This is a genomic window from Mucilaginibacter sp. 3215 (assembly GCF_050433785.1).
GTDB lineage: Bacteria > Bacteroidota > Bacteroidia > Sphingobacteriales > Sphingobacteriaceae > Mucilaginibacter.
The window spans coordinates 143,066-168,144 of sequence record NZ_JBNPWO010000005.1 but is presented as its reverse complement, the minus strand read 5'-3'; the positions used below and the strand labels follow the sequence as shown (position 1 = coordinate 168,144).

Annotated in this window: 25 protein-coding genes; 14 read left to right on the top strand and 11 right to left on the bottom strand. The window is 42.9% G+C overall.

The annotated features are described in order from the left end of the window. Positions 1-81 precede the first annotated feature (81 nt). Positions 82-1,215, top strand: coding sequence for a lactonase family protein (locus tag ABIC84_RS11475; RefSeq protein WP_091169211.1), 1,134 nt, complete (start codon positions 82-84; stop codon positions 1,213-1,215). Positions 1,216-1,351: 136 nt separating this feature from the next. On the opposite strand, the gene ABIC84_RS11470 is transcribed toward ABIC84_RS11475, so the two are convergent. From ABIC84_RS11470 to ABIC84_RS11455, 4 genes are all read right to left on the bottom strand, one after another. Next, complete coding sequence (locus tag ABIC84_RS11470; RefSeq protein WP_354485138.1) at positions 1,352-1,834, bottom strand: hypothetical protein; 483 nt, start codon at positions 1,832-1,834, stop codon at positions 1,352-1,354. Positions 1,835-1,883: 49 nt separating this feature from the next. After that, a complete protein-coding gene (locus ABIC84_RS11465) occupies positions 1,884-2,051 on the bottom strand; it encodes a hypothetical protein (RefSeq protein WP_175490073.1) in 168 nt (55 codons plus the stop codon). A gap of 175 nt (positions 2,052-2,226) precedes the next feature. Beyond that, positions 2,227-2,811: a non-canonical purine NTP diphosphatase gene (locus tag ABIC84_RS11460; protein ID WP_429263637.1), complete on the bottom strand. Its 585-nt coding sequence runs from the start codon at positions 2,809-2,811 to the stop codon at positions 2,227-2,229. 22 nt (positions 2,812-2,833) lie between these two features. After that, complete coding sequence (locus ABIC84_RS11455; RefSeq protein ID WP_429263636.1) at positions 2,834-3,427, bottom strand: hypothetical protein; 594 nt, start codon at positions 3,425-3,427, stop codon at positions 2,834-2,836. Positions 3,428-3,605: 178 nt separating this feature from the next. Between ABIC84_RS11455 and ABIC84_RS11450 the strand changes: the two genes are divergently transcribed. Next, the gene (locus ABIC84_RS11450) at positions 3,606-5,075 is read left to right on the top strand and encodes a peptidylprolyl isomerase (RefSeq protein ID WP_429263635.1); all 1,470 of its coding nucleotides are present in this window, start codon (positions 3,606-3,608) and stop codon (positions 5,073-5,075) included. 4 nt (positions 5,076-5,079) lie between these two features. Next, complete coding sequence (locus ABIC84_RS11445) at positions 5,080-6,042, top strand: AAA family ATPase (RefSeq protein ID WP_429263634.1); 963 nt, start codon at positions 5,080-5,082, stop codon at positions 6,040-6,042. 197 nt (positions 6,043-6,239) lie between these two features. Here ABIC84_RS11445 and ABIC84_RS11440 read toward each other — a convergent pair whose 3' ends face one another. After that, positions 6,240-7,103, bottom strand: coding sequence for a hypothetical protein (locus tag ABIC84_RS11440; RefSeq protein ID WP_091169192.1), 864 nt, complete (start codon positions 7,101-7,103; stop codon positions 6,240-6,242). Between the two features lie 277 nt (positions 7,104-7,380). Between ABIC84_RS11440 and ABIC84_RS11435 the strand changes: the two genes are divergently transcribed. Further along, positions 7,381-8,055 (top strand): hypothetical protein, encoded by a 675-nt coding sequence (locus tag ABIC84_RS11435; RefSeq protein WP_429263633.1) that lies wholly within the window; start codon positions 7,381-7,383, stop codon positions 8,053-8,055. Positions 8,056-8,070: 15 nt separating this feature from the next. Here the strand turns inward: ABIC84_RS11435 and cysS are convergent, their stop codons facing one another. The 5 genes from cysS to mutL all read right to left on the bottom strand — a co-directional run bounded on the left by cysS (position 8,071) and on the right by mutL (position 14,244). Further along, positions 8,071-9,537, bottom strand: a complete 1,467-nt coding sequence (cysS, locus tag ABIC84_RS11430; RefSeq protein ID WP_426583413.1) for a cysteine--tRNA ligase — start codon at positions 9,535-9,537, stop codon at positions 8,071-8,073. A gap of 87 nt (positions 9,538-9,624) precedes the next feature. Further along, complete coding sequence (locus ABIC84_RS11425) at positions 9,625-10,734, bottom strand: endonuclease/exonuclease/phosphatase family protein (RefSeq protein WP_354485149.1); 1,110 nt, start codon at positions 10,732-10,734, stop codon at positions 9,625-9,627. Next, positions 10,735-11,607: a rhomboid family intramembrane serine protease gene (locus ABIC84_RS11420; protein ID WP_429263632.1), complete on the bottom strand. Its 873-nt coding sequence runs from the start codon at positions 11,605-11,607 to the stop codon at positions 10,735-10,737. A 33-nt stretch (positions 11,608-11,640) separates the two neighbouring features. Beyond that, the gene (locus ABIC84_RS11415; protein WP_091169174.1) at positions 11,641-12,366 is read right to left on the bottom strand and encodes a rhomboid family intramembrane serine protease; all 726 of its coding nucleotides are present in this window, start codon (positions 12,364-12,366) and stop codon (positions 11,641-11,643) included. 18 nt (positions 12,367-12,384) lie between these two features. Then, on the bottom strand, positions 12,385-14,244 hold the full coding sequence (gene mutL / locus ABIC84_RS11410; protein WP_426583405.1) for a DNA mismatch repair endonuclease MutL: 1,860 nt from the start codon (positions 14,242-14,244) through the stop codon (positions 12,385-12,387). Positions 14,245-14,371: 127 nt separating this feature from the next. On the opposite strand from mutL, the gene ABIC84_RS11405 reads away from it, so the two are divergent. The 8 genes from ABIC84_RS11405 to ABIC84_RS11370 all read left to right on the top strand — a co-directional run bounded on the left by ABIC84_RS11405 (position 14,372) and on the right by ABIC84_RS11370 (position 21,394). Beyond that, positions 14,372-16,003, top strand: coding sequence for an amidohydrolase (locus ABIC84_RS11405; RefSeq protein ID WP_429263631.1), 1,632 nt, complete (start codon positions 14,372-14,374; stop codon positions 16,001-16,003). Then, positions 15,990-17,807: a serine hydrolase domain-containing protein gene (locus tag ABIC84_RS11400; protein WP_429263630.1), complete on the top strand. Its 1,818-nt coding sequence runs from the start codon at positions 15,990-15,992 to the stop codon at positions 17,805-17,807. Before ABIC84_RS11405 ends, ABIC84_RS11400 begins: the two co-directional genes overlap by 14 nt. Before the next feature lie 117 nt (positions 17,808-17,924). Next, positions 17,925-18,146, top strand: coding sequence for a DUF2683 family protein (locus ABIC84_RS11395; RefSeq protein ID WP_090532581.1), 222 nt, complete (start codon positions 17,925-17,927; stop codon positions 18,144-18,146). Then, entirely contained in the window at positions 18,134-18,400 is a 267-nt protein-coding gene (locus ABIC84_RS11390; protein WP_429263629.1) for a Txe/YoeB family addiction module toxin, read from the top strand. Before ABIC84_RS11395 ends, ABIC84_RS11390 begins: the two co-directional genes overlap by 13 nt. A 467-nt stretch (positions 18,401-18,867) precedes the next feature. Further along, a complete protein-coding gene (locus ABIC84_RS11385) occupies positions 18,868-19,674 on the top strand; it encodes an AraC family transcriptional regulator (protein WP_429263628.1) in 807 nt (268 codons plus the stop codon). A gap of 61 nt (positions 19,675-19,735) precedes the next feature. Further along, entirely contained in the window at positions 19,736-20,116 is a 381-nt protein-coding gene (locus ABIC84_RS11380; RefSeq protein ID WP_429263627.1) for a VOC family protein, read from the top strand. A gap of 61 nt (positions 20,117-20,177) precedes the next feature. Beyond that, on the top strand, positions 20,178-20,879 hold the full coding sequence (locus ABIC84_RS11375) for a hypothetical protein (RefSeq protein WP_429263626.1): 702 nt from the start codon (positions 20,178-20,180) through the stop codon (positions 20,877-20,879). A gap of 50 nt (positions 20,880-20,929) precedes the next feature. After that, positions 20,930-21,394 (top strand): hypothetical protein, encoded by a 465-nt coding sequence (locus ABIC84_RS11370; RefSeq protein WP_429263625.1) that lies wholly within the window; start codon positions 20,930-20,932, stop codon positions 21,392-21,394. A gap of 51 nt (positions 21,395-21,445) precedes the next feature. Here the strand turns inward: ABIC84_RS11370 and ABIC84_RS11365 are convergent, their stop codons facing one another. Continuing rightward, positions 21,446-22,453: a zinc-dependent alcohol dehydrogenase family protein gene (locus ABIC84_RS11365; protein WP_429263624.1), complete on the bottom strand. Its 1,008-nt coding sequence runs from the start codon at positions 22,451-22,453 to the stop codon at positions 21,446-21,448. Between the two features lie 89 nt (positions 22,454-22,542). Here ABIC84_RS11365 and ABIC84_RS11360 point away from each other — a divergent pair, with 89 nt between their 5' ends. Continuing rightward, the gene (locus tag ABIC84_RS11360) at positions 22,543-23,400 is read left to right on the top strand and encodes an AraC family transcriptional regulator (protein ID WP_429263623.1); all 858 of its coding nucleotides are present in this window, start codon (positions 22,543-22,545) and stop codon (positions 23,398-23,400) included. A 198-nt stretch (positions 23,401-23,598) separates the two neighbouring features. Beyond that, positions 23,599-25,047 carry a circularly permuted type 2 ATP-grasp protein gene (locus ABIC84_RS11355; RefSeq protein WP_090532594.1) on the top strand — a complete coding sequence of 483 codons (1,449 nt, stop codon included), beginning with the start codon at positions 23,599-23,601 and terminating at the stop codon, positions 25,045-25,047. The last annotated feature ends 32 nt before the right edge of the window (positions 25,048-25,079 follow it).

Sequence of the window (25,079 nt, the reverse complement as noted above, 5' to 3'; positions counted from 1 at the left end):
AATTTATAAAGCTTAAAGCTATATGATTGTCAGTATTTTTTGCTATTTGTGAATTAATTAATAGACCTTATATAATCAACCATGAAGAAATTTCTTTTGATCATAGCTATGCTTTCACCGGCGCTAACATTCGCACAAAATAAAAAAACAGGGCCTAAAACTTTCGACCTTGTGGTTGGCACTTACACCACCGGCAAAAGCAAGGGCATTGTTGTATACCGTTTTTATGCCGAAACTGGCAAGCTGGCCTACCTTAGTGAAATTGATGGCGTAAATAATCCGTCGTATTTAACATTAAGCGCCAATAATAAATTTATTTATGCAGTTAATGAGTTGCCTAAGGGCGAGGTAAGCGCATTTTCATTTGAGCCCAAAACGGGCAAAATGACTTTTATCAACAAGCAATCAACACTGGGCGCCGATCCGTGCCATATCTCGGTTGATAAAGCACAGAAAAACCTGATCATAGCTAACTACTCAAGCGGCAACGTTGCGGTAATGCCTTTGAATAAAGATGGTTCAATAGCTAACGGAATTCAAACGGTACATGATGATGGCCATAGCATAAACAAGGAAAGGCAGGAATCTGCACACGCGCATATGGCGGTCCTTACACCCGATGAAAAATATGTATTGTATAATGACCTTGGCACCGATAAAATAAACGTTTACCGCTACCGTCCTTCAAAAGAGCCCCGTATTGTACCCGCAACACCGGCCTTTGTAAGTGTTACTGCAGGTGAGGGCCCAAGGCACCTGGAATTTTCGGCTGATAAAAAAACTGTTTACCTGGTAACCGAAATGGGATCGAACGTTATTGCGTTTGATTACAATAATGGTAAGCTAAAACAAAAACAATCCATTACTATGCTGCCAGATGGCTTTACCGGCCAAACTGCAGGTGCAGCTATTCACCTTTCGCCCGATGGCCGTTTCCTGTATGCTTCAAATCGTTTGGAAACCAACGAAATCAATATTTATGCTGTTAACCAGGAAACAGGTTTGCTTACTTTTGTAGCGCGCCAGTCTACCTATGGCAAAAACCCACGCGATTTTGCTATCGACCCAACAGGTAACTTCCTGATAGTGGCTAACCAGAACAGCGATAACATGTGGGTATTCAAAATAGATCAAAACACCGGCAAACTTGCCCAAACAGGCATCAGAGTTGATATTGGCAACCCGGTATGCTTAAAATTTGCACCAGCCGAGTAAGAAGGTGAAAGGATAAAGGTAAAAGGTTTGGCCTCGCGCTGAAAATGAAAAAGGCGAAGTTTGAGAACTTCGCCTTTTTCATTTTATCAGCTGGAAAGGAAACCTTTAACCTTTCGCCTTTTAGCTTTAACCTCAATTAAGGGTTTTTAGTAAACGAATATACAATGTATCCGGTGGTATTGCCTACGGTAACCGGCGATTTCAAGGTCATGGTTGAGCCATCGTTGCTGGCAATATCCAAACGATATCCTTCGGATACGTTTTTGGCTTTATCGCCTTCAAAAAGTTTTTTGAACTGGAATTGTGTACCGGTTGTACCACCGTTATAAACCGACCAGAAAATGGTTTGCGATGTTCCGTTGGTTAAAGTGTAGATACCATTACCACTGTTGGTGAGCTTCCACGTGCTGCCAACAAAGGCTTCGGGGGGAGCCTGATCAAATACGCTCTGTACTGCATTTTGTACAAGGCCGTCGTAACTTACATTATTGCAGGTCCAGGTACCAACAAATTTACCGCGCGATACATTAGACGTAGTTGTGCTTTTGGTTGACGAGCAGGCCGAAATGACCAAAACAAGTGAAAAGATTGCGATTGAGGTCTGAATTAACTTTTTCATGACAGTATATTTTATGCATAAATAGCATAAATCCTGCCAAAGTGTGTAATTATAAATTCACCGCCTGCTGGCGGGTGCGTTTTTCTAATTCAGTTAACCTTTTATTGATTGATTCGGCAATCTGGTCCGCTTCCCGAACTTTTTTAAGGCTATTAATAAACTTAGGGTTGGTATCCCTTTCCGATAAAATTTTACCGATTTGCTTAATAATGTTCATAGGTTATTCCTTATAGCTCTATTTTACGGGGCTTACACCACTAAGGTTTCGTTTCTTCCTGCTAATATCGAATAAATTTAGTTAAACGTTTTACCATTAGAAAAAAAGCACCTTTATTATTTATAAATAACTGTTATTGTAACGCGTTAAGTTGAGGCTGAGTGTACTAAAATGATTATTCACCAGCTTCATTTAAAAATGCGATCAACTTTTCCATTGCTTTTGCACGGTGGCTAATGCTATTTTTTTCGTCCATACTCATTTCGGCAAAAGTAATGTCGTAACCTTCCGGTTCAAAAATAGGATCATAGCCAAAACCGCTATTACCACTCGGCTCTTGCCGGATGGTGCCTTCAACCGTTCCTTCAAAAAAGTACTCTTCGCCGTTCCAGATCAGGGAAATTACGGTACGGAAGCGGGCCTTTCGGTTTGCTTCGCCTTTTAAATTATCAAGTACTTTACTAATGTTGGCGGCGTGGTTACCGTGGGTACCTGCATACCTGGCCGAGTATACACCCGGCTCTCCGTTCAGGGCGTCAATTTCCAGCCCGCTGTCATCGCCAAAGCAGTTAAGCTTATACTCAGCATATACATAATGGCTTTTGATTGAGGCGTTGGCTTTAAACGTAGTGCCGGTTTCTTCAATATCATCATAGCAGCCAATATCGTGCAGGGTTAAAAGCTGAATGGCCCCATTGAGTTTAGCCGAAACCTCATCAAGCTTGTGACGGTTATTGGTAGCGAAAACTAACTGCTGCATATTAATTTAATGGCGGGTTTATTTATAATGTTTTTACCAGTTCCCAAAAGGTCTTCTTATACTCTACATTGTTCATCATTTCATCAAACGAATAACTGTACAGTACAGTGATTCCGTTTGAGGTTACCGGCTTATTAGGCTTAAGCACTTTGATATCCTGCGGAAGTGCATCTCCTCCCAAAACAAGCACTTTGGTTGGCTTAAAAAATGGCTTCAGCTGGCTAAATTTCGTTTCACTGTAGTTGGCAAGGTTAAATATAGCTACATCATCGGGGCCAAGTTCCTTACGTTTGAGGATATTTTCAAGGGCTGTTAAATGTTCGGCCTTTATAAACTCATCAGTGCTATAACTGGTAAGTACCAGGAAGTTCTTTAAGTTTTGGCCTTTATACTTAAATCCGGCAACCGGCGTTGGTATTACAGGCTGAGGTTCAGCGGCTAAAGCAGGTCTGGTTGTTGCAGATCCGGGTGTTATTTGTTCAATAATGGGTGATGATGGCTCCGCTGTGGTGAGTTCAGGTTCGGCAATTTTATCATACAACATTTTATCTGCATTGAGCAGGTAAAGTTCATCCTCTAACAAAAAACGAAACGCGGCGGGATTCTCAACTTTCACTTTAACAAATTTTAACCAAAAGTAGTTAAACGGTTTCAAGCTTTATAGGCATATTAGCACAATTATAGCCGGTTGGTTTTGCAGAAAATATTTGTTCGGTTATAATTAATAAATTTTACCGAAATTCGTAGTTTTTAACGGGTTAACTATCCCGTTTTATTTAGTATAACAGCGTTACATGAGAAAGTTAGGAGTATTAGTACTAAGTTTTATTTTAACAATTACATTTGCAAAGGCACAGGTAGCATCAGATACAGCAGCAAAAAAACTGGTTAAAGCCGATTCGGTTATTGCCCCCACATCCGGCAAAACGCTTGATAAAATTGCAGCGGTAGTTGGTAACAGCCCGATACTGCTATCAGACATTGAACTGTCTTACGCTAACTTCCTGGTACAGGGAAACCAACCTGACCCATCTGTTAAAGCCCGTATTTTACAAACTTTGTTAACCCAAAAACTGCTTGCCCAGCAAGCCGCAATTGATAGTATTGAAGTAAAGGAAGAAGATGTTGATGCCAACGTTGATCGCCGTATGCGTGAAATGACGCAGCGCGCGGGCGGGCAGGAAAAGCTGGAAGCATTTTTAGGCCGTTCGGTTATCCAGTATAAAGATGAGATCAGGCCCGACCTGAAAGAGCAGATGGTTGCTCAAAAAATGCAGCAGCACATTACCGAGAAGCTGAATGTTACCCCTCAGGATGTTAAAAAATATTACGATGGAATCCCTAAGGACAGCTTGCCTTCATTTAATAAAGAAGTTGAAGTTGGTGAGATTGTTTTTCAGCCTAAATTAACTAAAGAAGAAAAAGACCTTTACAAAGCTAAGGCCGAAGAGTTAAGGCAACGTGTTAAAAAGGGCGAAGACTTTGGTACACTGGCCAGGCTTTATTCGCAGGATCCGGGTTCGGCACCTGAAGGAGGCGACCTTGGTTTTGCCGACCGTACCACTTTTGTGAAGGAATTTACCGCAAACGCTTTCAAGTTAAAAGCTGGCGAGATTTCCCCGGTGTTTGAAACGGATTTTGGTTTCCACTTTTTACAGGTGATTGAACGCCGCGGCGAACAGGTTCACGTAAGGCATATCCTCATTACACCGGTTGTTACCCAGGCCAGTTTGGATAGGGCAAAAGCAAAAGCCGATAGTATTTACAACTTACTTGTAAAAGACAAGAATGTAGGTGTCGATTTTTCAAGCGCTGCAGCCTATTACTCAGACAATAAAGACACTAAATACAACGGTGGCATGATGCTTAATGCCGAAGACGTACAAAGCCGCTCAACTTTTATCCCTACCGATAAACTTGATCCTAAAGTTGCGCTTATTACCGATACGATGAAAATCGGCAGCATTTCAAAACCTGATCTGTTTACCGGTGCCGACGGTAAAAAGAGCTACAAAATATTGATGCTTAAATCGGCTACCAATGCCCATAAAGCTAATTTAGAGCAGGATTTCCCTAAACTTAAGGAATATGCCTATAATGATAAGGTTAACAGAACTGTATCTCAATGGTTCGAAAAACGGCGCAAGGAAACTTTCATTAAAATTGATAAAGAATATCAGGCATATGATGTGTTGAAGAAATGGGTAAATACCAATCCCTCGCCCGTAATCCCGGAGACCAAAACCAAATCATCATCTAAATAATTTTATGCAACACAGCTCTGATGTAGAAGCCGCAAACGCTTTAAAACAGGCCTACCAGCAAATACGTGCCGAAATAGGTAAAGTAATAGTAGGTCAGGATGAAGTGATAAAATTTGTGCTGATCTCTATTTTCAGTAACGGGCATTGTTTATTGGTTGGTGTGCCCGGGCTTGCAAAAACCCTGCTGGTGCAAACGGTATCGCAGGTGCTTGACCTTGACTTTAAAAGGATCCAGTTTACGCCCGACCTGATGCCTTCAGACATCATCGGCTCTGAAATATTAGGTGAAGACCGCAATTTTAAATTTATCCACGGCCCGGTTTTTTCAAACATTATCCTGGCCGATGAGATAAACCGTACGCCGCCAAAAACGCAGGCAGCCCTGCTTGAGGCCATGCAGGAAAAAGCGGTTACCGCAGCAGGCGTAACACATAAGCTTGCACAGCCCTTTTTTGTATTGGCTACCCAAAACCCTATTGAACAGGAAGGGACTTATCCACTGCCCGAAGCACAGCTGGACAGGTTTATGTTTAATGTAGCCCTCAGCTACCCTTCATTTAAAGAGGAACTGCTGGTTGTTAAGAACACCACAAGTACTACTAAAGCAGAAGTAAATAAAATATTAAACGCCCAGCAGATCATCTATTTTCAGCAACTGGTGCGCAATATCCCGGTTACCGATAATGTGATGGAGTACGCGGTGAAACTGGTATCCAAAACCCGCCCCAACAGCGAGTTTGCCACACCACAAATTAACCGCTTGCTAAGCTGGGGCGCAGGACCAAGAGCGTCGCAGTTTTTAGTATTAGGTGCTAAATGCCACGCGGTACTTAACGGTAAATACTCGCCCGATATTGAAGATGTGCAGGCAGTGGCCAAACCTATTTTAAGCCACCGTATAGTGCGCAGCTATCATGCGGAAGCCGAAGGATTATCAGCAGCTGATGTTATTGAGCAGTTGTTTTGATTTTAGTGATTAGAGGTTAGGTTAGGAGTGGTTGAAGATTAGTTTTTAATAGTCGATAAAGTAAAAAGGCCTTGTAATTTATAGTTTACAAGGCCTTTCTATTACTTATTGCGCCGCGTCCTTACGGGCAACCTGTTACCCTAATCTCTAATCTCCAGTCTCTAATCTCTCACAACAAACCTCTAATCACTCAAAGACTACTCATTCTCAATAGGTGAGAAAATCTCAAGAAGGATATTCCATTTTTTTGTTTTGTCAATTTCCCAAACCCTTACATAATTGTAGTTGCCTACAACATTGCCTTTGGTAATGCGGGCGTGACCATAGGTATAAGCCAGGTCATTACTCGCGGCGCGGCCGCCATCGGTAGTTTCGGCAGTGATGCTGATGGCTTCGTTATTGATAAACTTCATCACCACATCGGTACCGGTCATTGGCGGAAAGCCGGGGAAATAATAGCGGCCTTCAGGGCTTAAAAATTCCTTATAACTGGCCATAGCCGATAATGTTAACCCATGATTAAATGTTTTATCGGTACCAATAATAACATTTTTGGCGCCGAATGGGTCTTTACTTGGGCCTGAACGGTGCGCCGGGTCGGGTTCTTTAAAATCGGTAACGACTTCTTCTTCAGCTTCAGGATGCTGGATACCAAGGTCGATGAGAAGCTTTAATTTACCATCGGCGTTAGTACGCCAGATAGACACATAATCGCCAAACACTTTATCATCATCAGTTTTGCCGTTTTGATATACATAGGGGCCCGCGGTGAACGCCAGGTCGCCATTGGCCGAGATCCGGGCAAACTTGGGCTGCCAGCTAAGCTTTCCGGCTTGTTTATCAATCTTACTATAAAAATCAACAATCTTTACTACATCGGGCTTAAATATGATGCCATCGGGATCGGCAACTGCCAGGAAACCATCTTTTATTCCTTTACGTTCAACTAACTTATCAAAAGCTTGTTCAACACTAACTACCTTGTTTACATTAACAGCGTCCTGCGCCAGGGCAAAAGCACTATAACCAATAAATGTAGCAGCTAATATTATTTTCTTCATATTTATATTCGGGTTTTAGGGAGCAATTTAGTAATAAATTTTAAGTCGGAAACGCAATAGTCAAAATGCATTACGCAGCATAGCATAATTTAACAATTGCATTATTTTTGTTTTATCCTGAAACGAAGATATGGGCAAATAATTGCAGAGCGCGGGTTTGATCATATAAAATATGCGTAAATATTTAAATTTACTTAATAATGAAGTTGAATAAAAAAACACTTAACTTCATAACCCAACTAATCTGTTTTTGTTTAAATCAATATAAATTGCTTTCATGAAAAAGTATAAGCTATGCTGCGTATTTGTACTTTTATTGCTGTGTGTAAAGGCAAAAGCGCAATATCTTTCTGATTATACCGGCCGCCCATATTATCTTAAAACCAATGATGGCATACAAGGCAGCGCCCTCCTTACCGATAACTGGCTGAATGGCACTGTTTATTTCGTTAACGGCAAAATAGCTAATGCAATATTGAACTATAATATTTACGGGGATGAACTTTTGTTTAAGAGCCCCCGGGATTCATCGGTACAGGCCTTTGTTGACCCGGTGAAAGGTTTTTCAATAAAAGGCATCGCGCTTGAAGAAAGTGACCAAACAGATATGAACTTTAGCAGCGGCTTCCCGGCTGTGGACGATCAAACCTCAAAAACTTTTTACCAGGTAGTAGGAGACGGAAAGGTTAAACTGCTCCGTTATTACAAGAAAAAAGTACTTGAGTCAACGGGCTTTGCTTCGCAGGTGACCACCAAAACTTTCATGACGGCCAATAGCTACTACATTTTTGCCAATAACCAAATGACAAAGATCAGGCCGTCGCAAAAAACCATCCTCGCAGCAATGAGCGACAAGGGCGATAAAATGCAGGAGTATATCAAAACCAACAAAGTTAATTTTAAAAGCGATGCTGCCTTAGCTAAATTATTCAGCTACTACAACTCGCTTTAAAATCGTGGCCTGTTATCAGGCTTTGCTCCAGGTAGTCCCTTCTTTACTATCTTTTAGCTGGAAACCTATCTGTGATAAACCATCACGGATCTTATCTGACGTGGCATAATCCTTATTGGCTTTAGCACCGCTGCGCAGATCGACAATAAAGTTTAACACTTTTGGCAGATCGTCATTAGCCGCCTGCTCATTTTGTAAACCCAGTACGTCAACCACAAATAAATTCATAAGCGCGGTTAACTGCTCAAGATTAGCGCCGTCAATTTTCAATTTACCATCATATACCGAATTGATAATGCGCGATGCTTCAAAGAGCTCCGCTATTAAAACCGGGCTGTTAAAATCGTCGTTCATAGCCGCATAGCAACGCTCCATTAATGGTGCTATTTCAACTTCGGTAGTGGCAGAGGCTTTTAATCCATCGGTAAGCAGGGTGAAGGCGTTCATAAGGCGTTTAAACCCTTTTTCGGATGCCTCCATTGCTTCGTTGCCAAAATCAAGTGTACTACGGTAATGGGCCTGCAGCATGAAGAACCTTACCGTCATGGGGCTGTAGCCTTTATTTAGTATCGAATTTTCACCGCTAAATAATTCGTGCGGTAAAAAGCTGTTACCTAATGATTTCGACATTTTTTGCCCGTTTACCGTAAGCATATTGGTATGCACCCAGTAATTAGCCGGGTTGGTACCGCAGCAAGCTACGTTTTGGGCAATTTCATTGGTATGGTGCGTTGGCACAAGATCAATCCCGCCTCCATGAATATCAAAGTGGCTGCCCAGGTATTTCTGGCTCATGGCCGAGCATTCCAGGTGCCAACCGGGAAAGCCCACGCCCCATGGCGAAGGCCATTTCATCAGGTGTTCGGGTTTGGCTTTTATCCACAGGGCAAAATCAAGCTTGCCATGTTTTTCCTGCTGGCCGCCAAGCGTGCGGGTATTATTTAAAAGGTCTTCGAGATTACGGCCGCTTAGTATGCCATAGTCCTGGCTCTTGTTATATTTTTCAACATCAAAATAAATGGTACCATCCACCTCGTAAGCATAGCCCCTGGCAAGTATTTCCTTCACCATTTCTATCTGCTCAATGATATGGCCGGTAGCTGTAGGCTCAATGCTTGGGGGTAGGTTGTTCAGGATCCTCATCACATCCCTGAAGCCAACGGTATATTTTTGTACTATCTCCATTGGCTCAAGCTGTGCAAGCTTGGCCTTTTTTGCAATTTTGTCTTCGCCCTCGTCGCCGGCGTCTCCTTCGAGATGGCCTGCATCGGTTACATTACGTACGTAGCGCACCTTGTAGCCAATAGCTGTAAGGTACCTGAACATAAGGTCGAAAGATATATAAGTACGGCAGTTGCCTAAGTGAACATCGCTATAAACAGTAGGCCCGCAAACATACATGCCAACATGCGGCGCGTTAATGGGCTTAAATAATTCTTTTTTACGGGTTAAAGTGTTGTAAACAAACAAATTTTGTTGCATGAGCGCAAACTTACGATTTTTTCAATTTTAAGTTACTGCCTGCCGGCTTTCGGGTTTATTTTTACAAACGAAGAGCAATGACTTATGTTAATTTAGTACGAGATCGCTGCGTAAAGGATAATGGTCTGAAAGTTTTTTTTCGATCACCTTGTAGTTGAAAACCGAAAACTGCTGGCTGCTCATAATGTAATCTATCTGGTAATTGGGGAAATCGCCGTTATAAGTGCGGCCCAAGCCCGAGCCTTTTTCGCGGAATGAATTGTTTAAGCCTTTGGCCATTTGGTTAACAGCGAATGACGACGGGGTATCATTAAAATCGCCGGCTATAATATATGGGTAAGGGCATTGAGCCGCATGTGCTTTTACTTTGAAAACCTGTTCAGCCCTTTTCATAAAAGCTATTTTAAGCTTGCTCCCCAGGCGCTTGGTTGATTTAATGTCGGTTTTTCCTTTTTTTGATACGCTGTCGATATATTTATAATCGTCCGGGTTAAAATTGATGGATTGCAGGTGGATATTATAATACCTGAAAATTTTATCTCCCTTTTTTATATCAGCATATAAGCACTGGTTGCCGGATGTTCTGTCGGCCGCAAGGCGGATCATCCCTCTTGATAGGATAGGGAATTTCGAAAAGATAGCCATGCCAATGGCTTCACGGCTGTTAAAACTAAAGGGTTCAAAGTAAAAGTTATTGCTGCCTAATATTTTGTTGATCGAATCGCGTGTTTCATACTGCCCTTTATTGCGGGTATAAAACTCCTGGAACCCTATCACATCCGGCTGCTCGCTATTGATGATCTCCAGGATCTCATGCTTGGTTGATATATCGTTATTGAAGCCAAAATGTTTAAAGTTATGCACGTTGTAGGTCATGACATGTACAACATTGAGCCCCGGGGGCAACGAAAAACTTGATTTAAATCTGAACCCGATATTGTTATTAAGTACTCCCCAGCCAATTAAAATACTGACCAGCGAAAATAAAAACTGCCAGCGCTTACGCAGCAGCCAATACAGCATCATGATTATATTAACCAACAGTATAGGAGGATAGGCAAGGCCGAAGAAGGCGAATAACCAATACTTGCGCGGATCAACCGAGGGGGCTAAATATCCTATTAGTAAAGCAAAACAAAAAAACAGGTTTATCCATAATAATACCCTGCTAAAAATACTTTGCTTTTTTTTTATCATTTATTCCTGTTTGCTTGCACGCGATAAAATTTCCCGCTCCTGTTTGCTTAAGCTATTGTAGCCCGATTGCGATATTTTGTCTAAAATGCGGTCGACCTCTTCCTGGCGCGGGTAGTCGGATGCGTTTTTGCCCATATTATTTGATACCACTTTTAGCCTGGGTTTCCGTTTAAACAGCCCGGCTATTCCGCCCACCCAATCATGGCCTTTTTGTAATTGCTTAATATACACAAATCCCATTAAAGCACCACCAAGGTGGGCTATTTCGCCGCCCGCGTTTGCACCAACTATACCCAAAAAATCAATAACCAGGATTACAAATACCAGCCATTTTAATTTTACCGGCCCAAATAAAATTAATGATATGGTGTAGTTGGGCAACAAAGTGGCCGTTGCCACAACAATGGCCATTACACTGGCCGATGCACCAACTATGGTACTGTTCTGTGCAGCGTTAGCACTGGTAAATGCAGGCAGCAGGTTTAAGGCCAGCAGATATAACACAGCACCGGCCAGGCCGCCCATTAAGTATAAACCTATAGTACGTTTATTACCAAGGTACTCTTCAAATATTTGCCCCATCCAATATAGCCAAAGCATATTGAACAGGATATGAAGTATACCTGCATGCATGAACATATAGGTTAACGGCGTCCAAAAGCGTTTAAGCAAATCTGGCAGGTATGCCGGCATGTTTAAATACTTATCGGCATAAAGTAAAATGATACTGCCCCCAAAATGCGTTAGTAACTGTTCAACTATTGCCGAAATGTTTATCGCCAGAAAAACAATCACGTTAATGCCGATAAGCAGGTTCAGCCTATTGCCGGAGCGCAGCATTTTGTAGTGGATATTTTGCCAAAGGGTGCTCATAATAAAGCTGTATTACAAAGATAACTACTGTTATTAATAAAAATTGTTTGGCCGTTGTAATCGCCAAATTTTAACTAATAAAAACCCGATAAGCGCACCGCCAAGGTGTGCAAAATGCGCCACCGAATCTCCGGAAAATTGCTTTACCCCTAAAAATAATTCTATCACTACATATACAGGAATAATATATTTTGCCTTGATGGGCACAGGTATAAACAATATCATCAGTTCAAGATTTGGGAACAGCATGCCAAAAGCAATCAGCAAACCAAATATTGCTCCTGATGCCCCCACAATCGGTGTCGCATAAATATCAATAAGTTTTTCAGCATTTTCGCCATATTCTGCATAAGATGACTGAAGTGAGGGATGGGCAATGGTAAAGCTGCCGGTTATGCCATGCACCTCTATGGCCTGTACCGCAATTTGAAACAGAATTGCCCCTATTCCGCATAAAAAATAGAGGTTAAAAAACTTTTTTGAGCCGATAGCATATTCTACAATAGGGCCAAAAGAAAACAAGGCAAACATGTTGAAGAAAATATGGCCCCACCCCCCATGCAGGAACATGTAAGTAATGATTTGCCATAGCTTGAAATAAGGCGAATTAAAATAAAAACCGCCTAACAATGGCACTATTTTGGCCTCATAAAATTGCCCAAACAATACAAATGGCAAAAAGCATATTATATTTATAATCAGCAGATTTTTAACAACAGGTGTAAGGTTGGCAAAAGGCGATTGATTGTATCCGTTCATATATAATTTAGCCTGGGGCTATTTTTCAAATCGTTCCATTAATTCGTTCATAGTAAAGGTACTGATTACGGGCTTACCATTCAATGCCTGGTTAGGTGATTCACAGGCAAAAAGCTGGTCGATAAGCTGGTTCATTTCCTCCAGGGATAACTTTGTTCCTGATTTAATAGCGCCGTTACGGGCCAGTGACCTCGCCAGGTTATCCCGTTTATCTAATTTAAGGATGGCCATATTGTTTTTAAAACCTTCCAGTAAATGTTCTAAAAGCTCATGCTCACCAACGTTGTTCAATTCGGCCGGGATCCCCTCTACTACCACGGTGTTTTTTCCAAATTCGCGGATGTCAAAACCCAGCGACCGGATATCAGGCAAAAGCTCTTTCAATAACTCAAAATCGGCACCGTTTAGTGTTACCGACTGCGGAAATAAGCTTTGCTGGCTCACACCCGAATGATTTTGCAGCTGTTGTAAAAAGCGTTCGTACAAAATACGCTCATGCGCGGCCTGCTGGTTAATGAGCATAAAGCCCGATTTTATTTGCGACAGGATAAACCGGTTATGGATCTGGAACAGTTGCCGCTCGCTTGGTTTACTTACATCCTGCTCATCAACCGCTATGGTTTTTTCCTCGTGGATCTCGTGCTGAAAAAGGGTTTCCTTTTTGCTGATCTCATACAAAGTATCCCAGTTTTGTGGAATGGGGTCTTTTTTATAACCTCCGCTCTCCCTTAAAAAGGGATGCTCCTGCCTGGGTTTTTCTGCTTTATCAGCAAATGGGTTAAAGTTTGGATTGAAAGAAATAGTAGGGGCGATGATCTCCTCAAATGGTTTGGGGGTTATCAGGTGCTCGATACTGTTTTCCTGGTCAAAATCCAGGCTGGGCGTAATGTTATATCTGCCTAATGACCGCTTTACTGCCGACCGGATTATGGCATAAATAGCCTTTTCATCCTGGTATTTGATCTCAGTTTTGGTAGGGTGTACGTTGATATCAATTTTTGAAGGGTCGATATCGATAAACAACACATAAAACGGAAAACAATCATCGGGCAATAGTTCTTCAAACGCTGTTGTTACAGCATGATTAAGGTACGAATCACGGATGAAGCGGTTGTTTACAAAAAAGAATTGCTCGCCCCGGGTTTTACGTGCAAACTCGGGCTTGCCTACAAAACCGCGCAACTTAATAATCGTTGTATCTTCTTCAACAGGTACCAGCCGCTGGTTATAATTATTGCCAAACAGGTGTACTATTCTTTGTTTAAGCGTGGTGCCAGGCAAATGATAAACTTCCTGGCTATCATGGTGAAGGGTGAAAAAGATTTCGGGATGTGCTAAGGCCACACGTTGAAACTCGTCAATAATATGGCGCATCTCTACCGGGTTGCTCTTTAAAAAATTACGGCGGGCCGGGGTATTATAAAACAGGTTTTTTATGGAGATGGATGTGCCCGCGTTAGTTGCACATGGCTCCTGGCTTATCACTTCAGAGCCTTCAATAGTTATACAACTGCCCAGTTCGTCTTCATGGCGGCGGGTTTTCAGCTCTACCTGGGCAATAGCGGCGATAGACGCCATGGCTTCGCCCCTGAAACCCATGGTACGGATGGCAAAGAGATCTTCGGCCTTGCGTATTTTTGAAGTTGCGTGGCGCTCAAAGCACATGCGGGCGTCGGTAAGGCTCATGCCGCAGCCATTATCAATAACCTGGATCAGTGATTTACCGGCATCTTTAATAATGAGCTGGATCTTATCCGCACCTGCATCAATAGCGTTTTCTACCAATTCCTTTACCGCAGAGGCCGGTCGCTGCACTACTTCGCCCGCGGCAATCTGGTTGGCAACGGCATCCGGTAAAAGCTGAATAATGTCTGACATCTAAAAAAAACTCCCTCCAATTTCTATTTCGATGCTAAATTAAATATTTGAAGGCATAACTTTATGATTTGATAGTTGTATATACTTTTGTGGTTTAATACAATTACAATAAACATACAATTACTTTATGAAGAGACTATTGCCCGCGCTGCTATTACTGGCAGCGGCCTGCAAACAAAAGGAATACAATGCCGATATGTTGGTAAAAAACGCGGTTGTGTACACCGTAGATAGCAATTTTACAACAGCAGGCGCATTTGTAGTAAGCGGAGGAAAGATACTTGCAGTAGGCAATGCCGATTCCCTTGAACAAAAATACAACGCCCGCGAAGTGGTTGACGCGCAGGGCGCCGCGGTTTATCCCGGCTTTATTGACGCCCACGCCCATTTTTATGAATATGGTATGGGCCTGCAGGAAGTAAACCTGGTAGGCACCCATAGCTGGCCCGAAATTATTGACTCGGTAAAAGCTTATGCCGAACGTAATACCGACGGTTGGATCATTGGTAACGGCTGGGACCAAAACGACTGGACTAATAAACATTTCCCCGATAAGGCAAAGCTGGATTCGCTGTTCCCGATGAGGCCGGTGATCCTTAGCCGTGTTGACGGGCACGCCGCTATAGCCAATCAGGCAGCACTGAACATTGCCGGTGTTAAACCGGGGCAAACCATTAACGGCGGCGAAATAGAAACCAGTAACGGGAAACTTACCGGTATTTTGGTTGATAACGCGGTAGGTATAGTTACCCGTAAAATTCCGGAGCCCACAGCTGCTATTATAGATACAGCCTTGCTATCGGCACAGAAAAATTGTTTTGCCGCTGGGTTAACTACTGTTGATGATTGCGGGCTGCCTTATACCATGGTAAACACCATTGCCGAGCTGCAAAATAAAGGCGACCTGAAAATGCGCCTGTATGTGATGCTGGCCGACAGGCAGGAAAATTATGATTACCTGTTTAAGAAGGGAGTTGTTAAAACACCCCGTTTAAATGTAAGGGCATTTAAAGTTTATGCCGATGGCGCACTCGGTTCAAGAGGGGCCTGCCTGCTAAAACCTTATGCCGACTCGGCCAAATGGAGCGGCTTTTTGTTGAGTAACCCAAAACATTTCGAAGAAATAGCTCCAAAAATAGCGGCCCGCGGGTTCCAGATGTGTACCCATGCCATTGGCGATTCGGCTGTGCGGGTAATGCTTAAGATTTATGCGGCTAATTTAAAAGGCAAAAACGACCTGAGGTGGCGTATCGAGCATGCGCAGATCGTATCGCCGCAAGACCTGGACATGTTTGGCCAATACAGTATTGTCCCATCGGTACAGCCTACACACGCGACATCGGATATGTACTGGGCCGGTAAAAGACTGGGCCGCGAACGGCTTAAAACGGCTTATGCCTATAAACAATTGTTAAAGCAAAACGGGTGGATCCCTTTGGGTACCGATTTCCCGGTTGAGAACATTAATCCGCTTTATACGTTCTATGCAGCGGTTGAGCGCAAAGATTTGAAAGGTTTCCCGGAAGGTGGTTTTCAGCCTGAAAACGCCCTGAGCCGGATTGAAGCATTAAAGGGAATGACCATTTGGGCAGCCAAAGCCAATTTTGAAGAAAAAGAAAAAGGCAGCATTGAACCCGGTAAATACGCCGACTTTGTGATATTGGATAAAGATATTATGAAAGTAAAAGGCAGCGAGATCCCGGCAACCAAAGTGACCCAAAGCTATATAAACGGAGTTAAAGTATATGATAAAAAATAAATGGGGCCGTGTTCCTTTAGTACTATTAGGGTTTGCATTATTTAATACCGCTTGCGCGCAAAATCCACCGTTAACAGGGCAGGCCTTCATTGCCGAAGAAAGGTTGGTTGGCAACTCCACCGTGTTACTTAACAATGCCTCATACCTGGTGCCGCTGCAAAAGCTGGAGGATTTAAAAATTGCCAGTGTGCATTTCAATAACCAGTACGCCGCCGTTTTTGATAGCTTGCTTAATAAATATAACAAAGTACAACTGTTTGACGGTGCCACTTATTCGGGTAATAAAACGCTGGCCAATCTTACTTCCGATCTGAAGTTTTATAACACCATTATAGTACAGGTAAATGATGCCGATTTAAGCAATCCGGATGTGATTGATTTTATCAGTACCAATCAAAAAAACAAGAATATAATTGTCGCGGCTTTTGGCAACGGTTCGCTATTGAGCAAGCTTGATGTTATAACCGCCCCCGTGATCTGGACAGAACGGGTATCCGAGGTATCGGCCATGTACAGTGCCGAAGCTATATTCGGCGGGGTAAGTATCTCTCAAAAATTAGCGAAAAACTACAGTGCGGTTTATAAAACCGGGATGGGCTTTACTACCGAGAAAACGAGACTGCAATACACTGTTCCTGAAGAAGCTGGCATAAATGCTGCCAACCTGCAGGGAATAGATAAAATAGCACAGGAAGCTATCCGCGAGCATGCCACTCCCGGCTGCGTGGTATTGGTTGCAAAAGATGGTAAAGTGATATTTAATAAAGCTTACGGTTATCACACCTATGATAATGTGATCCCAGACAAGCTGACCGATATTTTTGACCTTGCCTCCATGACCAAGGTATCGGCAACTACCATGGAAACCATGCAGCTTACCGACCAGGGTAAACTAAGTCTGGAGAAAACCCTTGGCGATTATATTCCCCTTGCCCGTAAAAGCAATAAAAACGACATCCGGATCCGCGAAGTGCTGCTGCACCAGGCAGGCTTGATCCCCGATATCCAGTCATTTGAAAAGGTAAAGCCAACTGATCACAGTACCGATTCGTCTGCCGCTTACCCCACAAAAGTATCTGATCATTATTACCTGCGCAAAGACTATTATAAAGATGTAATGCTGCCCGATATGCTGAACTCGCCGTTAAAAACGCGCGGGCAATATGTGTATAGTGATGTTAGCATGCTATTTATGCAGGAGGTTGTTGAAAACATTACTGCCGTGCCGCTCAACATTTATGTACAGCAGCATTTTTATACTCCGCTGGGAATGCAAACTGCAGGCTTCTTACCCTTATACCGCTTTACGCCCGACAGGATAATCCCTACCGAAAATGATAAGGAGTACCGTATGTCATTACTGGATGGATATGTACATGACCCAACAGCAGCGCTTTTGGGTGGCGTTGCCGGGCATGCCGGTTTATTTGGCAGTGCCAATGATGTGGCCATATTATACCAGATGGTTTTAAACAAGGGGAGTTATGGCGGTGCCCAATATTTTAAGCCGGAGGTTGTTGACCTGTTCACCTCCAAACAATCGCCGGTGAGCCGCCGCGGACTGGGTTTTGACCGCTGGGACCCGATAGCCGAAAGACACTATCCTTCAAAACTGGCGTCAGATCAGGCTTTTGGACATACCGGTTTTACAGGCACCTGTATCTGGGTTGATCCTAAATACAACCTGGTATATGTATTCCTGTCAAACAGGGTGAACCCCTCGGTGTCCAGTAAATTGGGCAGCCTTAATATCAGGCCAAGGATTCAGGATGTTGTTTACGAAGCGATAACGAAAGGGTTGTAAGGAAATTTCGGAATTAGGGATTTTGATTTCGGATTTGCCCCATTATTTGCAGGGGCTGTATCGGGTTGTATTTTAGACAGATTTGACGGTTGAAATAAAAACGGGTATATTTGATATATGACAACATTAACCATACATCCTGCAGATGCAGATCAGGAAACTGCTATCCGGATTTTTTTGGATGCCCTGCATGTTGATTATAAAACGAGTGAAATAACGGATGATACTGCTTACTTGCTTTCTTCAGAAGCAAATGCTCAGCATCTGCAAAAATCAATTGAGCAAGAGCATCAAGGTAAAGTCACCAAACTTAACCTTGATGATATATGGAAACTATAAATTTTACTGACGAAGCGCTGACTGATCTCGAATACTGGAAGAAGAGCGGAAATATCATTATCCTTAAACGGATTCGTCAATTGATCCAGGCAATACAAATTGATCCGTTCAAAGGTATCGGTAAACCTGAAGCACTAAAACACAACCTTTCGGGTGCATGGTCAAGACGCATTAACCAAGAACATCGTATTGTTTACAAAGTAGAAGACCATATTATAACAGTTTACTCACTTAGGTTTCATTATACGAAGTAATATCCCACATCTTGGGAGAAAAGTTATCCTGAAATAAAATGCCTCTGGATTTTTATGATATAAATGATATCCACCTCAGTCAAAAACTATTTGAGTTAGATGAAACGGACATTGAAACTTTAGAGCCGGTATTGTCCAGTTTAAAAAAGACAACAGGGGTAACAATTGATCCTTATGGGACAACGCGGATATATGCAAATCATATCTGGCTTATGATATCACTGATTCAGAGATCTTTGTTAACATTAAACAATAGCATACAGAGTAAGCATGCAATATTAAGCCGGGTGCTCGCTCGTTTTAAAGAGGTTCAGGAGGGTTTTATAATTATAGGTGATTGAGGACGGATTGAACATTTTTTCAATAGTGAAGGAATAATAACTAAACTGGCGGATGGTCATCTTTTAAATAAAACCCTAAATTTATTTAATCCCGAAATCGAACATTCGCAATCCCAAATCAAAACGATGCGTTATTTCACGATCCAGCCACCGGCCGAGCTTAAACCTTATGTAAGATTTTACTGGGTGCTTGAGCATGAACTGAAGCCGGATCATTCGTCATATATTTATCGCTCTGTTGCTGATGCCTGTACCGAATTGGTATTTCACTACCGTTCGTCGTTTAATGAATTGAATGGGAAGAATGAGCAAAGCCCAAGCCTGTCAGGCATTCAATTTCAAACTACACAATATCGCAGGTTTATAACAACCGAAAGCTTTGGCATATTTGGCGCCTATATTTATCCTTTTGCAGTGCCTTATTTTTTTAATATCCCCAGCAGCCAAACCAGTAACCTCGCATTTGATTTCGATACGTTTTTAAGCCGGCCGGGCCAGGAGCTGGAAGAGCAGATCATGGTGGCCGGAAATAACCATAAACGGGCAGAGATCCTGTCTGCATTTTTAATAGCCCGGTTACGTCAAAGTGTGTTGAAAGATGACCGCATAGCGGTAGCCGTCAGGGATGTGATCCATAATAAACAACACAGAACGGTTGCTCGACTGGCTGATGCTTATAATTTATCGGCACGGCAGTTCGACCGTAAATTTAAGGAGTCCGCGGGCTTTAGCCCTAAAACTTATATGCGGCTGGTGCGCCTTCAGGATGCCTTGACTCAATATAATGCAGATAAAACACTAACCCAAATAGCGCTGGAATGCGGGTATTACGACCAGTCGCACTTTATTCATGACGTGAAGGAGTTTACAGGCTATCATCCGGGTTTTTATTTTTCAGGCAAGGCAGAGGGAACTGAATACCGGAATGCATAATGTCCGGTTTTTACAATTTTGAGAACAGGGGGGACAGCTAATTTTGAGAAAAAAACAAATTATGGCAACAATAAACATTCCCGAAAATTACCAGGCTGTAATGCCTTACCTCATTGTTAAAAACGGCGCTCAGTTTATCGGGTTTACCCAAAAGGTTTTTGGCGCAACCGAACAATTTAAAACCATGCGCGACGAACACACCATTATGCACGCAGAGGTTAACATCAATGGCAGCACCATCATGTTTGCCGATTGTACCGATACTTACCAACAGCAAAATGCAGGTATGTTTGTATATGTAGAAAGCTGTGACGAAACTTACCAGAAGGCCATTGATAGTGGAGCCGAAAGCGTTATGCCGCCGGCCGATCAACCATACGGCAGGAGTGCAGGGGTAAAAGACCCGTTCGGAAATACATGGTGGATTACTAACCCGCTATAAATAATTTGAATAATTTATGGAAATCAAACAGCGTCTGCATCTTATCCATAACATTACAACCATGAAAAATCTTTTAACTGTTTTAGTGTGTCTGTTTTATGGAACTACCGCTTTTGCTCAGACAGTCCTACCTCAAACGTCATCGCCGCAAATTAAATCAGCTCAACCTTTGCAGGCAAAGCCAGATACCGGCAAAGCTTTGTTAAACCCCAATCAAAGCCCCTCGTTTAAAGACACAACTAATGCATATAAAAGCTACCAGTCTAATTCTCCCGCCGATTCCTTATACCGCCATTTACCTGATGCAAAGGAACGGCAGCCATTAATTATTGTTAACTCCAAAATCATTACTGGTCTTGGCCATATAAATCCAAATGATGTTACCTGGTTGACAATTTTTAAAGACAAAGATGTTCCAGCAAACGTCGCCAACCTAAGCAGGTTTGGTATAATAATGATAACCCTTAAAAAAGGAGTGAAAATTGAAACAAATACTTTTGACGATATAAAAAGGAGGTTTGGAGTAAGTGGTAATGTGAGGTTTGCTGTTGACGGCTATTTTGTTGACGATGAAAGTATGCTCATTTCGGCGCAGGACATCAACGAAATAAACCTAACCTGGAAAAAGAATAAAGATGGGTCGCCGGATGTAACGATCAACATATGGATGCTGGCGCCTGAAGCCCGCAAAGGCCCTGTTGCCGGAAGGCACCCAACTGATAAACCCGGTGAAATTTATATAAGGGGATTGGTATCAAAATAATTTTATTTCGGATAAAATCTTTTCCTTTGCCGGTCGTCATACATTAATATATGTACGCTTTTATTTTAGCATTACACTCTCTTACGCGCTGGTTTGTTTTGGCCAGCCTGCTTTTTGCCATTTATCGCGCTTACAGCGGATGGCTTACTAACAAAAGCTATTCAAAATTTGAAGACCGCGTACGGGTTATTACTACCAATATTGCCCATATCCAGCTAACTATTGGGCTCTGGCTGTATTTCATCAGCCCGATAGCCAATTATTTCATCAGCCATTTTAAAGAAGCGGTGCACGAGCGGCAGATCAGGTTTTTTGGCATGGAGCATGTTACCATGATGCTGATCGGCATTACGCTGATCACTGTTGCCTCATCAAAAGCCAAACGAAAAACACTTGATAAGGACAAATTTAAAATCACGGCCATTTGGCTAACCATTGCCCTGCTGGTTATTTTAAGTTCCATCCCCTGGTCGTTTTCGCCGTTGATCAGCCGCCCGTTATTCAGGCCGTTTTAAAACCCTGGGCCTTGAAAACGGAGAGGTCAACTTATTTTAGGGTGAGTCACCTTACTCCGCAACGTCAATCACCAATTTACCGCTTGCCTTACCATTCTCTAATATCTCGTGGGCTTGATTGGCGTTAGCCAATGTAAATGTACGTTCATCCACCAGCGGAACAATTTTACCAGCTTCTGCAAGTTTTGCAGCCTGCTGCATAATTTCACCATGATGTTTGCGGCCCCTACCGCTGAGCATCGGCATCAAAGTAAACACTCCTGAGTATGTAGCTCCCCGGAATGATAAGGGCGCCAGCTTATGCTCTCCCCAGCCCAGGCAACTTACCACATGACCAGTATAATAACGCACCGCATTAAATGATGCATCTAAAGTGGCTCCGCCCAGGGTATCATATACAATATCAAACCCTTCGCCGTTAGTATAATTGTTCACATATTCGTCAACAGTTGAGGCACGGTAATCAATAAAGGTAGCGCCAATGCTTTCAATATATTGCTGCTGGGCCACGCTGCCTGTAGCATATACATCCGTGCCAAAGGCTTTCGCTACCTGAACCGCTAAATGGCCAACGCCTCCGGCACCACCATGCACCAGCACTTTTTGTCCCTCATGCACATTTGCCCTGTCTACAAGGCCTTCCCAGGCAGTAATAAAATTAAGCGGCATCGAAGCCGCCTGTCTGAAACTTAAGTGAGATGGTTTAATAGCAAGCAGGTCCGCATCAAAGGCAGCATATTGCGCGTAAGTACCCTGTAGCCCACCAATACCACCGGCAAGGCCGTACACTTCGTCACCAGGTTTAAAAGTATTTACATCAGCTCCAACGGCTTCAACTATGCCGGCAAAGTCCATTCCTAAAATAGCAGGTAAGGGCTGCCTGGCATGCCCGCCTTTACCGGTACGGATCTTATTATCCAATACGCTGACGCCGCTGGCTATAATACGCACCAGTACCTGGCCCTTGGAGGCAATTGGGCGGTCGACTACGGTTATTGTGAAAGGCGCATTTGCTTCAGGAGCGATAAGGGCCTGCATTGTTGTATTTTGAGTTTCCATTGTGTTGTTGTTTAATTACAATACAAAATTATACAAGCAGGCAGCCATATTCCTTGTACAATCCCTCGTAACATTTGTACATTTACACTATGGTAAAAGATAATTTATACCAGCCTTTTGAAGTTGTTTTGCGCGAACCACTCAGCGCCTGTCCCCGCAGCAAACACTCACACAGCTTTTTCGAGTTTATTTATATCGTAAGCGGCACCGGAAAGCAGTGCATAAACAAAAGCAAGTTTACCTATAAACCCGGTCACCTGTTTTTACTTACACCTGATGATTCACATTATTTTGAGATACTAACCGAAACACAGTTCCTGTTTATCCGTTTCAACCCACTTTACATTAAAGATCACGGCCTTAGCAACGAAACAGCCGAGCATCTCAATTTTCTGCTAAAAAACGCAGGCCAGGCACCGGGATGCATATTAAAAACCGATGAAGACAAGGCCGTTGTAAAACCCATTATGCAGGCCATCATCAGTGAAAAAGAAAAAAACGGGCTTTACAGTAAAGCGCTCCTGCAGCAATATATCAATACGGTTATAGTAATCGCCGCCCGTAATGTGGCTATGAGCATGCCCGATGAAGTTAGTGAGAACACCGAAGAAAAAACACTTGATATCCTGCAATACATCCAGGCCAACATCTACTTCCCCGAAAAACTAAAAGCTAAAGTCATAGCCGATAAAGCCGGAATCTCTGAAAACTACCTTGGCCAGTATTTTAAAAAACATACCGGCGAAACTATGCAGCAGTATATCATCAATTACAAACTGAAGCTGATTGAGAACCGTTTACTGCACAGCAACATGCGTATGGTTGAAATTGCCAATGAGCTTGGTTTTAATGATGAGAGCCACCTGAACCGTATTTTTAAAAAATACAGACATATGAACCCTTCGGATTTTAGGAAAGCGGGAGGAGAATTGCATACCCTTGTTTAATACGTTAAAGCCCGTCAGTTTTATATTAACGACCCAACAAAAACAAGAATTATATTTTAAAAATCGCCATGAATTGAAAATTTGATGAAAATATCTTCAAAAATTTCAAAATAATTTGCTTTTTTATCAAAAACACTTCATAAATTACAATTCTGAAAGATAACTGATTGTCAATTTTTAATTTATTGTAATTTTCTCATGGAAGAATCAGCTTATTTTGACAAATACAGCCCAATTGATAATGTTTGGGACGAAATGTATGGCTTAGACGCTAATGTTCGGGAACATTACCGTAAAGTTATTGACTACATTTCGAAGGAATCGGCCGACGACCTGAACAAAAAGGAGGAGCTTGCCAAGCGCCTTTTCATGAGCCAGGGCATCACCTTTACCGTTTATAATAGCGGCGAGGGCATTGAAAAGATCTTTCCTTTTGACATTATCCCCCGTATCATCACTGCCGATGAATGGGCTTTTGTTGAGCGTGGCATCAAGCAGCGACTTAACGCGCTTAATTTATTTCTGAAAGACATATACCATAATCAGTTTATTGTAAAGGACGGCATAGTACCCATTGATATTATTTATTCGTGTCCGCACTTTCTGCGCGAGATGTACCAGCTCCAGGTGCCTTATGATATTTATGTACATATTTCGGGCATTGACCTTATCCGTGATGAAGACGGCACTTTTTATGTGCTCGAAGATAACCTGCGCACCCCATCGGGCGTAAGCTATATGCTCGAGAACAGGGAGATCACCAAACGCTTGTTTCCTGACCTGCTACCGCAATGCAGTGTGCGCAGCGTTACCGAATATCCGTCAATATTATATAAAAACCTGCTGGCGCTTTCACCCCGGCAGATCCATAATCCAACTATTGTTTTACTTACGCCGGGTATTTATAATTCGGCCTATTTTGAGCATACCACGCTGGCCCGCCTGATGGGGGTTGAATTGGTAGAAGGACGCGACCTGGTAGTGAACAACCATAAAGTGTACATGAAAACCACCACCGGGCTGCAACAGGTTGATGTGATCTACCGCCGGGTGGACGATGAATTTCTCGATCCCCTGGTATTTAACCCGGCAAGCATGCTTGGCGTAGCAGGCCTTATGGGTGCTTATCGCAAAGGAAACGTAGCCATAGTAAATGCAACAGGCACCGGCGTAGCCGACGATAAGGCTGTATATGCCTATGTACCCGATATGATCCGCTATTATCTGAACGAAGAACCCATACTCAAAAACGTACCAACACACCAGTTAGGCAATCCGGATGAACGCGAAATGGTGTTTAAAAACCTCAATAAAATGGTGGTTAAAAAAACCAATGGCAGCGGCGGTTACGGGATGCTGATGGGGCATGCGGCAAGCGAGCAGGAGATTGATGAATATAAAAAGGAAATCCTGAAAGATCCGCGTAACTTCATAGCGCAGCCAACCATCAGCCTTTCGGCGGCACCTTGTTATATGCAGGGCGAATTAAAGCCACGCCGGGTCGATTTAAGGCCTTACGCGCTGTACGGCCCCGATGGCATTGAAATAGTCCCCGGCGGCCTAACCCGTGTGGCTTTAAAAGAAGGTTCACTGGTGGTAAACAGTTCGCAGGGTGGCGGCAGTAAGGACACGTGGGTGTTAGCCTGAAAGGTAAAAGGCTTTTAAATCAAAATAAAAAA

What these genes read in the sequence shown, in the direction of transcription:
- ABIC84_RS11475 (WP_091169211.1), top strand. Translation starts at nt 82, where the DNA reads ATGAAGAAATTTCTTTTGATCATAGCTATGCTTTCACCGGCGCTAACA.
- ABIC84_RS11470 (WP_354485138.1), bottom strand. Translation starts at nt 1,834, where the DNA reads ATGAAAAAGTTAATTCAGACCTCAATCGCAATCTTTTCACTTGTTTTG.
- ABIC84_RS11465 (WP_175490073.1), bottom strand. Translation starts at nt 2,051, where the DNA reads ATGAACATTATTAAGCAAATCGGTAAAATTTTATCGGAAAGGGATACC.
- ABIC84_RS11460 (WP_429263637.1), bottom strand. Translation starts at nt 2,811, where the DNA reads ATGCAGCAGTTAGTTTTCGCTACCAATAACCGTCACAAGCTTGATGAG.
- ABIC84_RS11450 (WP_429263635.1), top strand. Translation starts at nt 3,606, where the DNA reads ATGAGAAAGTTAGGAGTATTAGTACTAAGTTTTATTTTAACAATTACA.
- ABIC84_RS11445 (WP_429263634.1), top strand. Translation starts at nt 5,080, where the DNA reads ATGCAACACAGCTCTGATGTAGAAGCCGCAAACGCTTTAAAACAGGCC.
- ABIC84_RS11440 (WP_091169192.1), bottom strand. Translation starts at nt 7,103, where the DNA reads ATGAAGAAAATAATATTAGCTGCTACATTTATTGGTTATAGTGCTTTT.
- ABIC84_RS11435 (WP_429263633.1), top strand. Translation starts at nt 7,381, where the DNA reads ATGAAAAAGTATAAGCTATGCTGCGTATTTGTACTTTTATTGCTGTGT.
- cysS (WP_426583413.1), bottom strand. Translation starts at nt 9,537, where the DNA reads ATGCAACAAAATTTGTTTGTTTACAACACTTTAACCCGTAAAAAAGAA.
- ABIC84_RS11425 (WP_354485149.1), bottom strand. Translation starts at nt 10,734, where the DNA reads ATGATAAAAAAAAAGCAAAGTATTTTTAGCAGGGTATTATTATGGATA.
- ABIC84_RS11420 (WP_429263632.1), bottom strand. Translation starts at nt 11,607, where the DNA reads ATGAGCACCCTTTGGCAAAATATCCACTACAAAATGCTGCGCTCCGGC.
- ABIC84_RS11415 (WP_091169174.1), bottom strand. Translation starts at nt 12,366, where the DNA reads ATGAACGGATACAATCAATCGCCTTTTGCCAACCTTACACCTGTTGTT.
- mutL (WP_426583405.1), bottom strand. Translation starts at nt 14,244, where the DNA reads ATGTCAGACATTATTCAGCTTTTACCGGATGCCGTTGCCAACCAGATT.
- ABIC84_RS11405 (WP_429263631.1), top strand. Translation starts at nt 14,372, where the DNA reads ATGAAGAGACTATTGCCCGCGCTGCTATTACTGGCAGCGGCCTGCAAA.
- ABIC84_RS11400 (WP_429263630.1), top strand. Translation starts at nt 15,990, where the DNA reads ATGATAAAAAATAAATGGGGCCGTGTTCCTTTAGTACTATTAGGGTTT.
- ABIC84_RS11395 (WP_090532581.1), top strand. Translation starts at nt 17,925, where the DNA reads ATGACAACATTAACCATACATCCTGCAGATGCAGATCAGGAAACTGCT.
- ABIC84_RS11390 (WP_429263629.1), top strand. Translation starts at nt 18,134, where the DNA reads ATGGAAACTATAAATTTTACTGACGAAGCGCTGACTGATCTCGAATAC.
- ABIC84_RS11385 (WP_429263628.1), top strand. Translation starts at nt 18,868, where the DNA reads ATGCGTTATTTCACGATCCAGCCACCGGCCGAGCTTAAACCTTATGTA.
- ABIC84_RS11380 (WP_429263627.1), top strand. Translation starts at nt 19,736, where the DNA reads ATGGCAACAATAAACATTCCCGAAAATTACCAGGCTGTAATGCCTTAC.
- ABIC84_RS11375 (WP_429263626.1), top strand. Translation starts at nt 20,178, where the DNA reads ATGAAAAATCTTTTAACTGTTTTAGTGTGTCTGTTTTATGGAACTACC.
- ABIC84_RS11370 (WP_429263625.1), top strand. Translation starts at nt 20,930, where the DNA reads ATGTACGCTTTTATTTTAGCATTACACTCTCTTACGCGCTGGTTTGTT.
- ABIC84_RS11365 (WP_429263624.1), bottom strand. Translation starts at nt 22,453, where the DNA reads ATGGAAACTCAAAATACAACAATGCAGGCCCTTATCGCTCCTGAAGCA.
- ABIC84_RS11360 (WP_429263623.1), top strand. Translation starts at nt 22,543, where the DNA reads ATGGTAAAAGATAATTTATACCAGCCTTTTGAAGTTGTTTTGCGCGAA.
- ABIC84_RS11355 (WP_090532594.1), top strand. Translation starts at nt 23,599, where the DNA reads ATGGAAGAATCAGCTTATTTTGACAAATACAGCCCAATTGATAATGTT.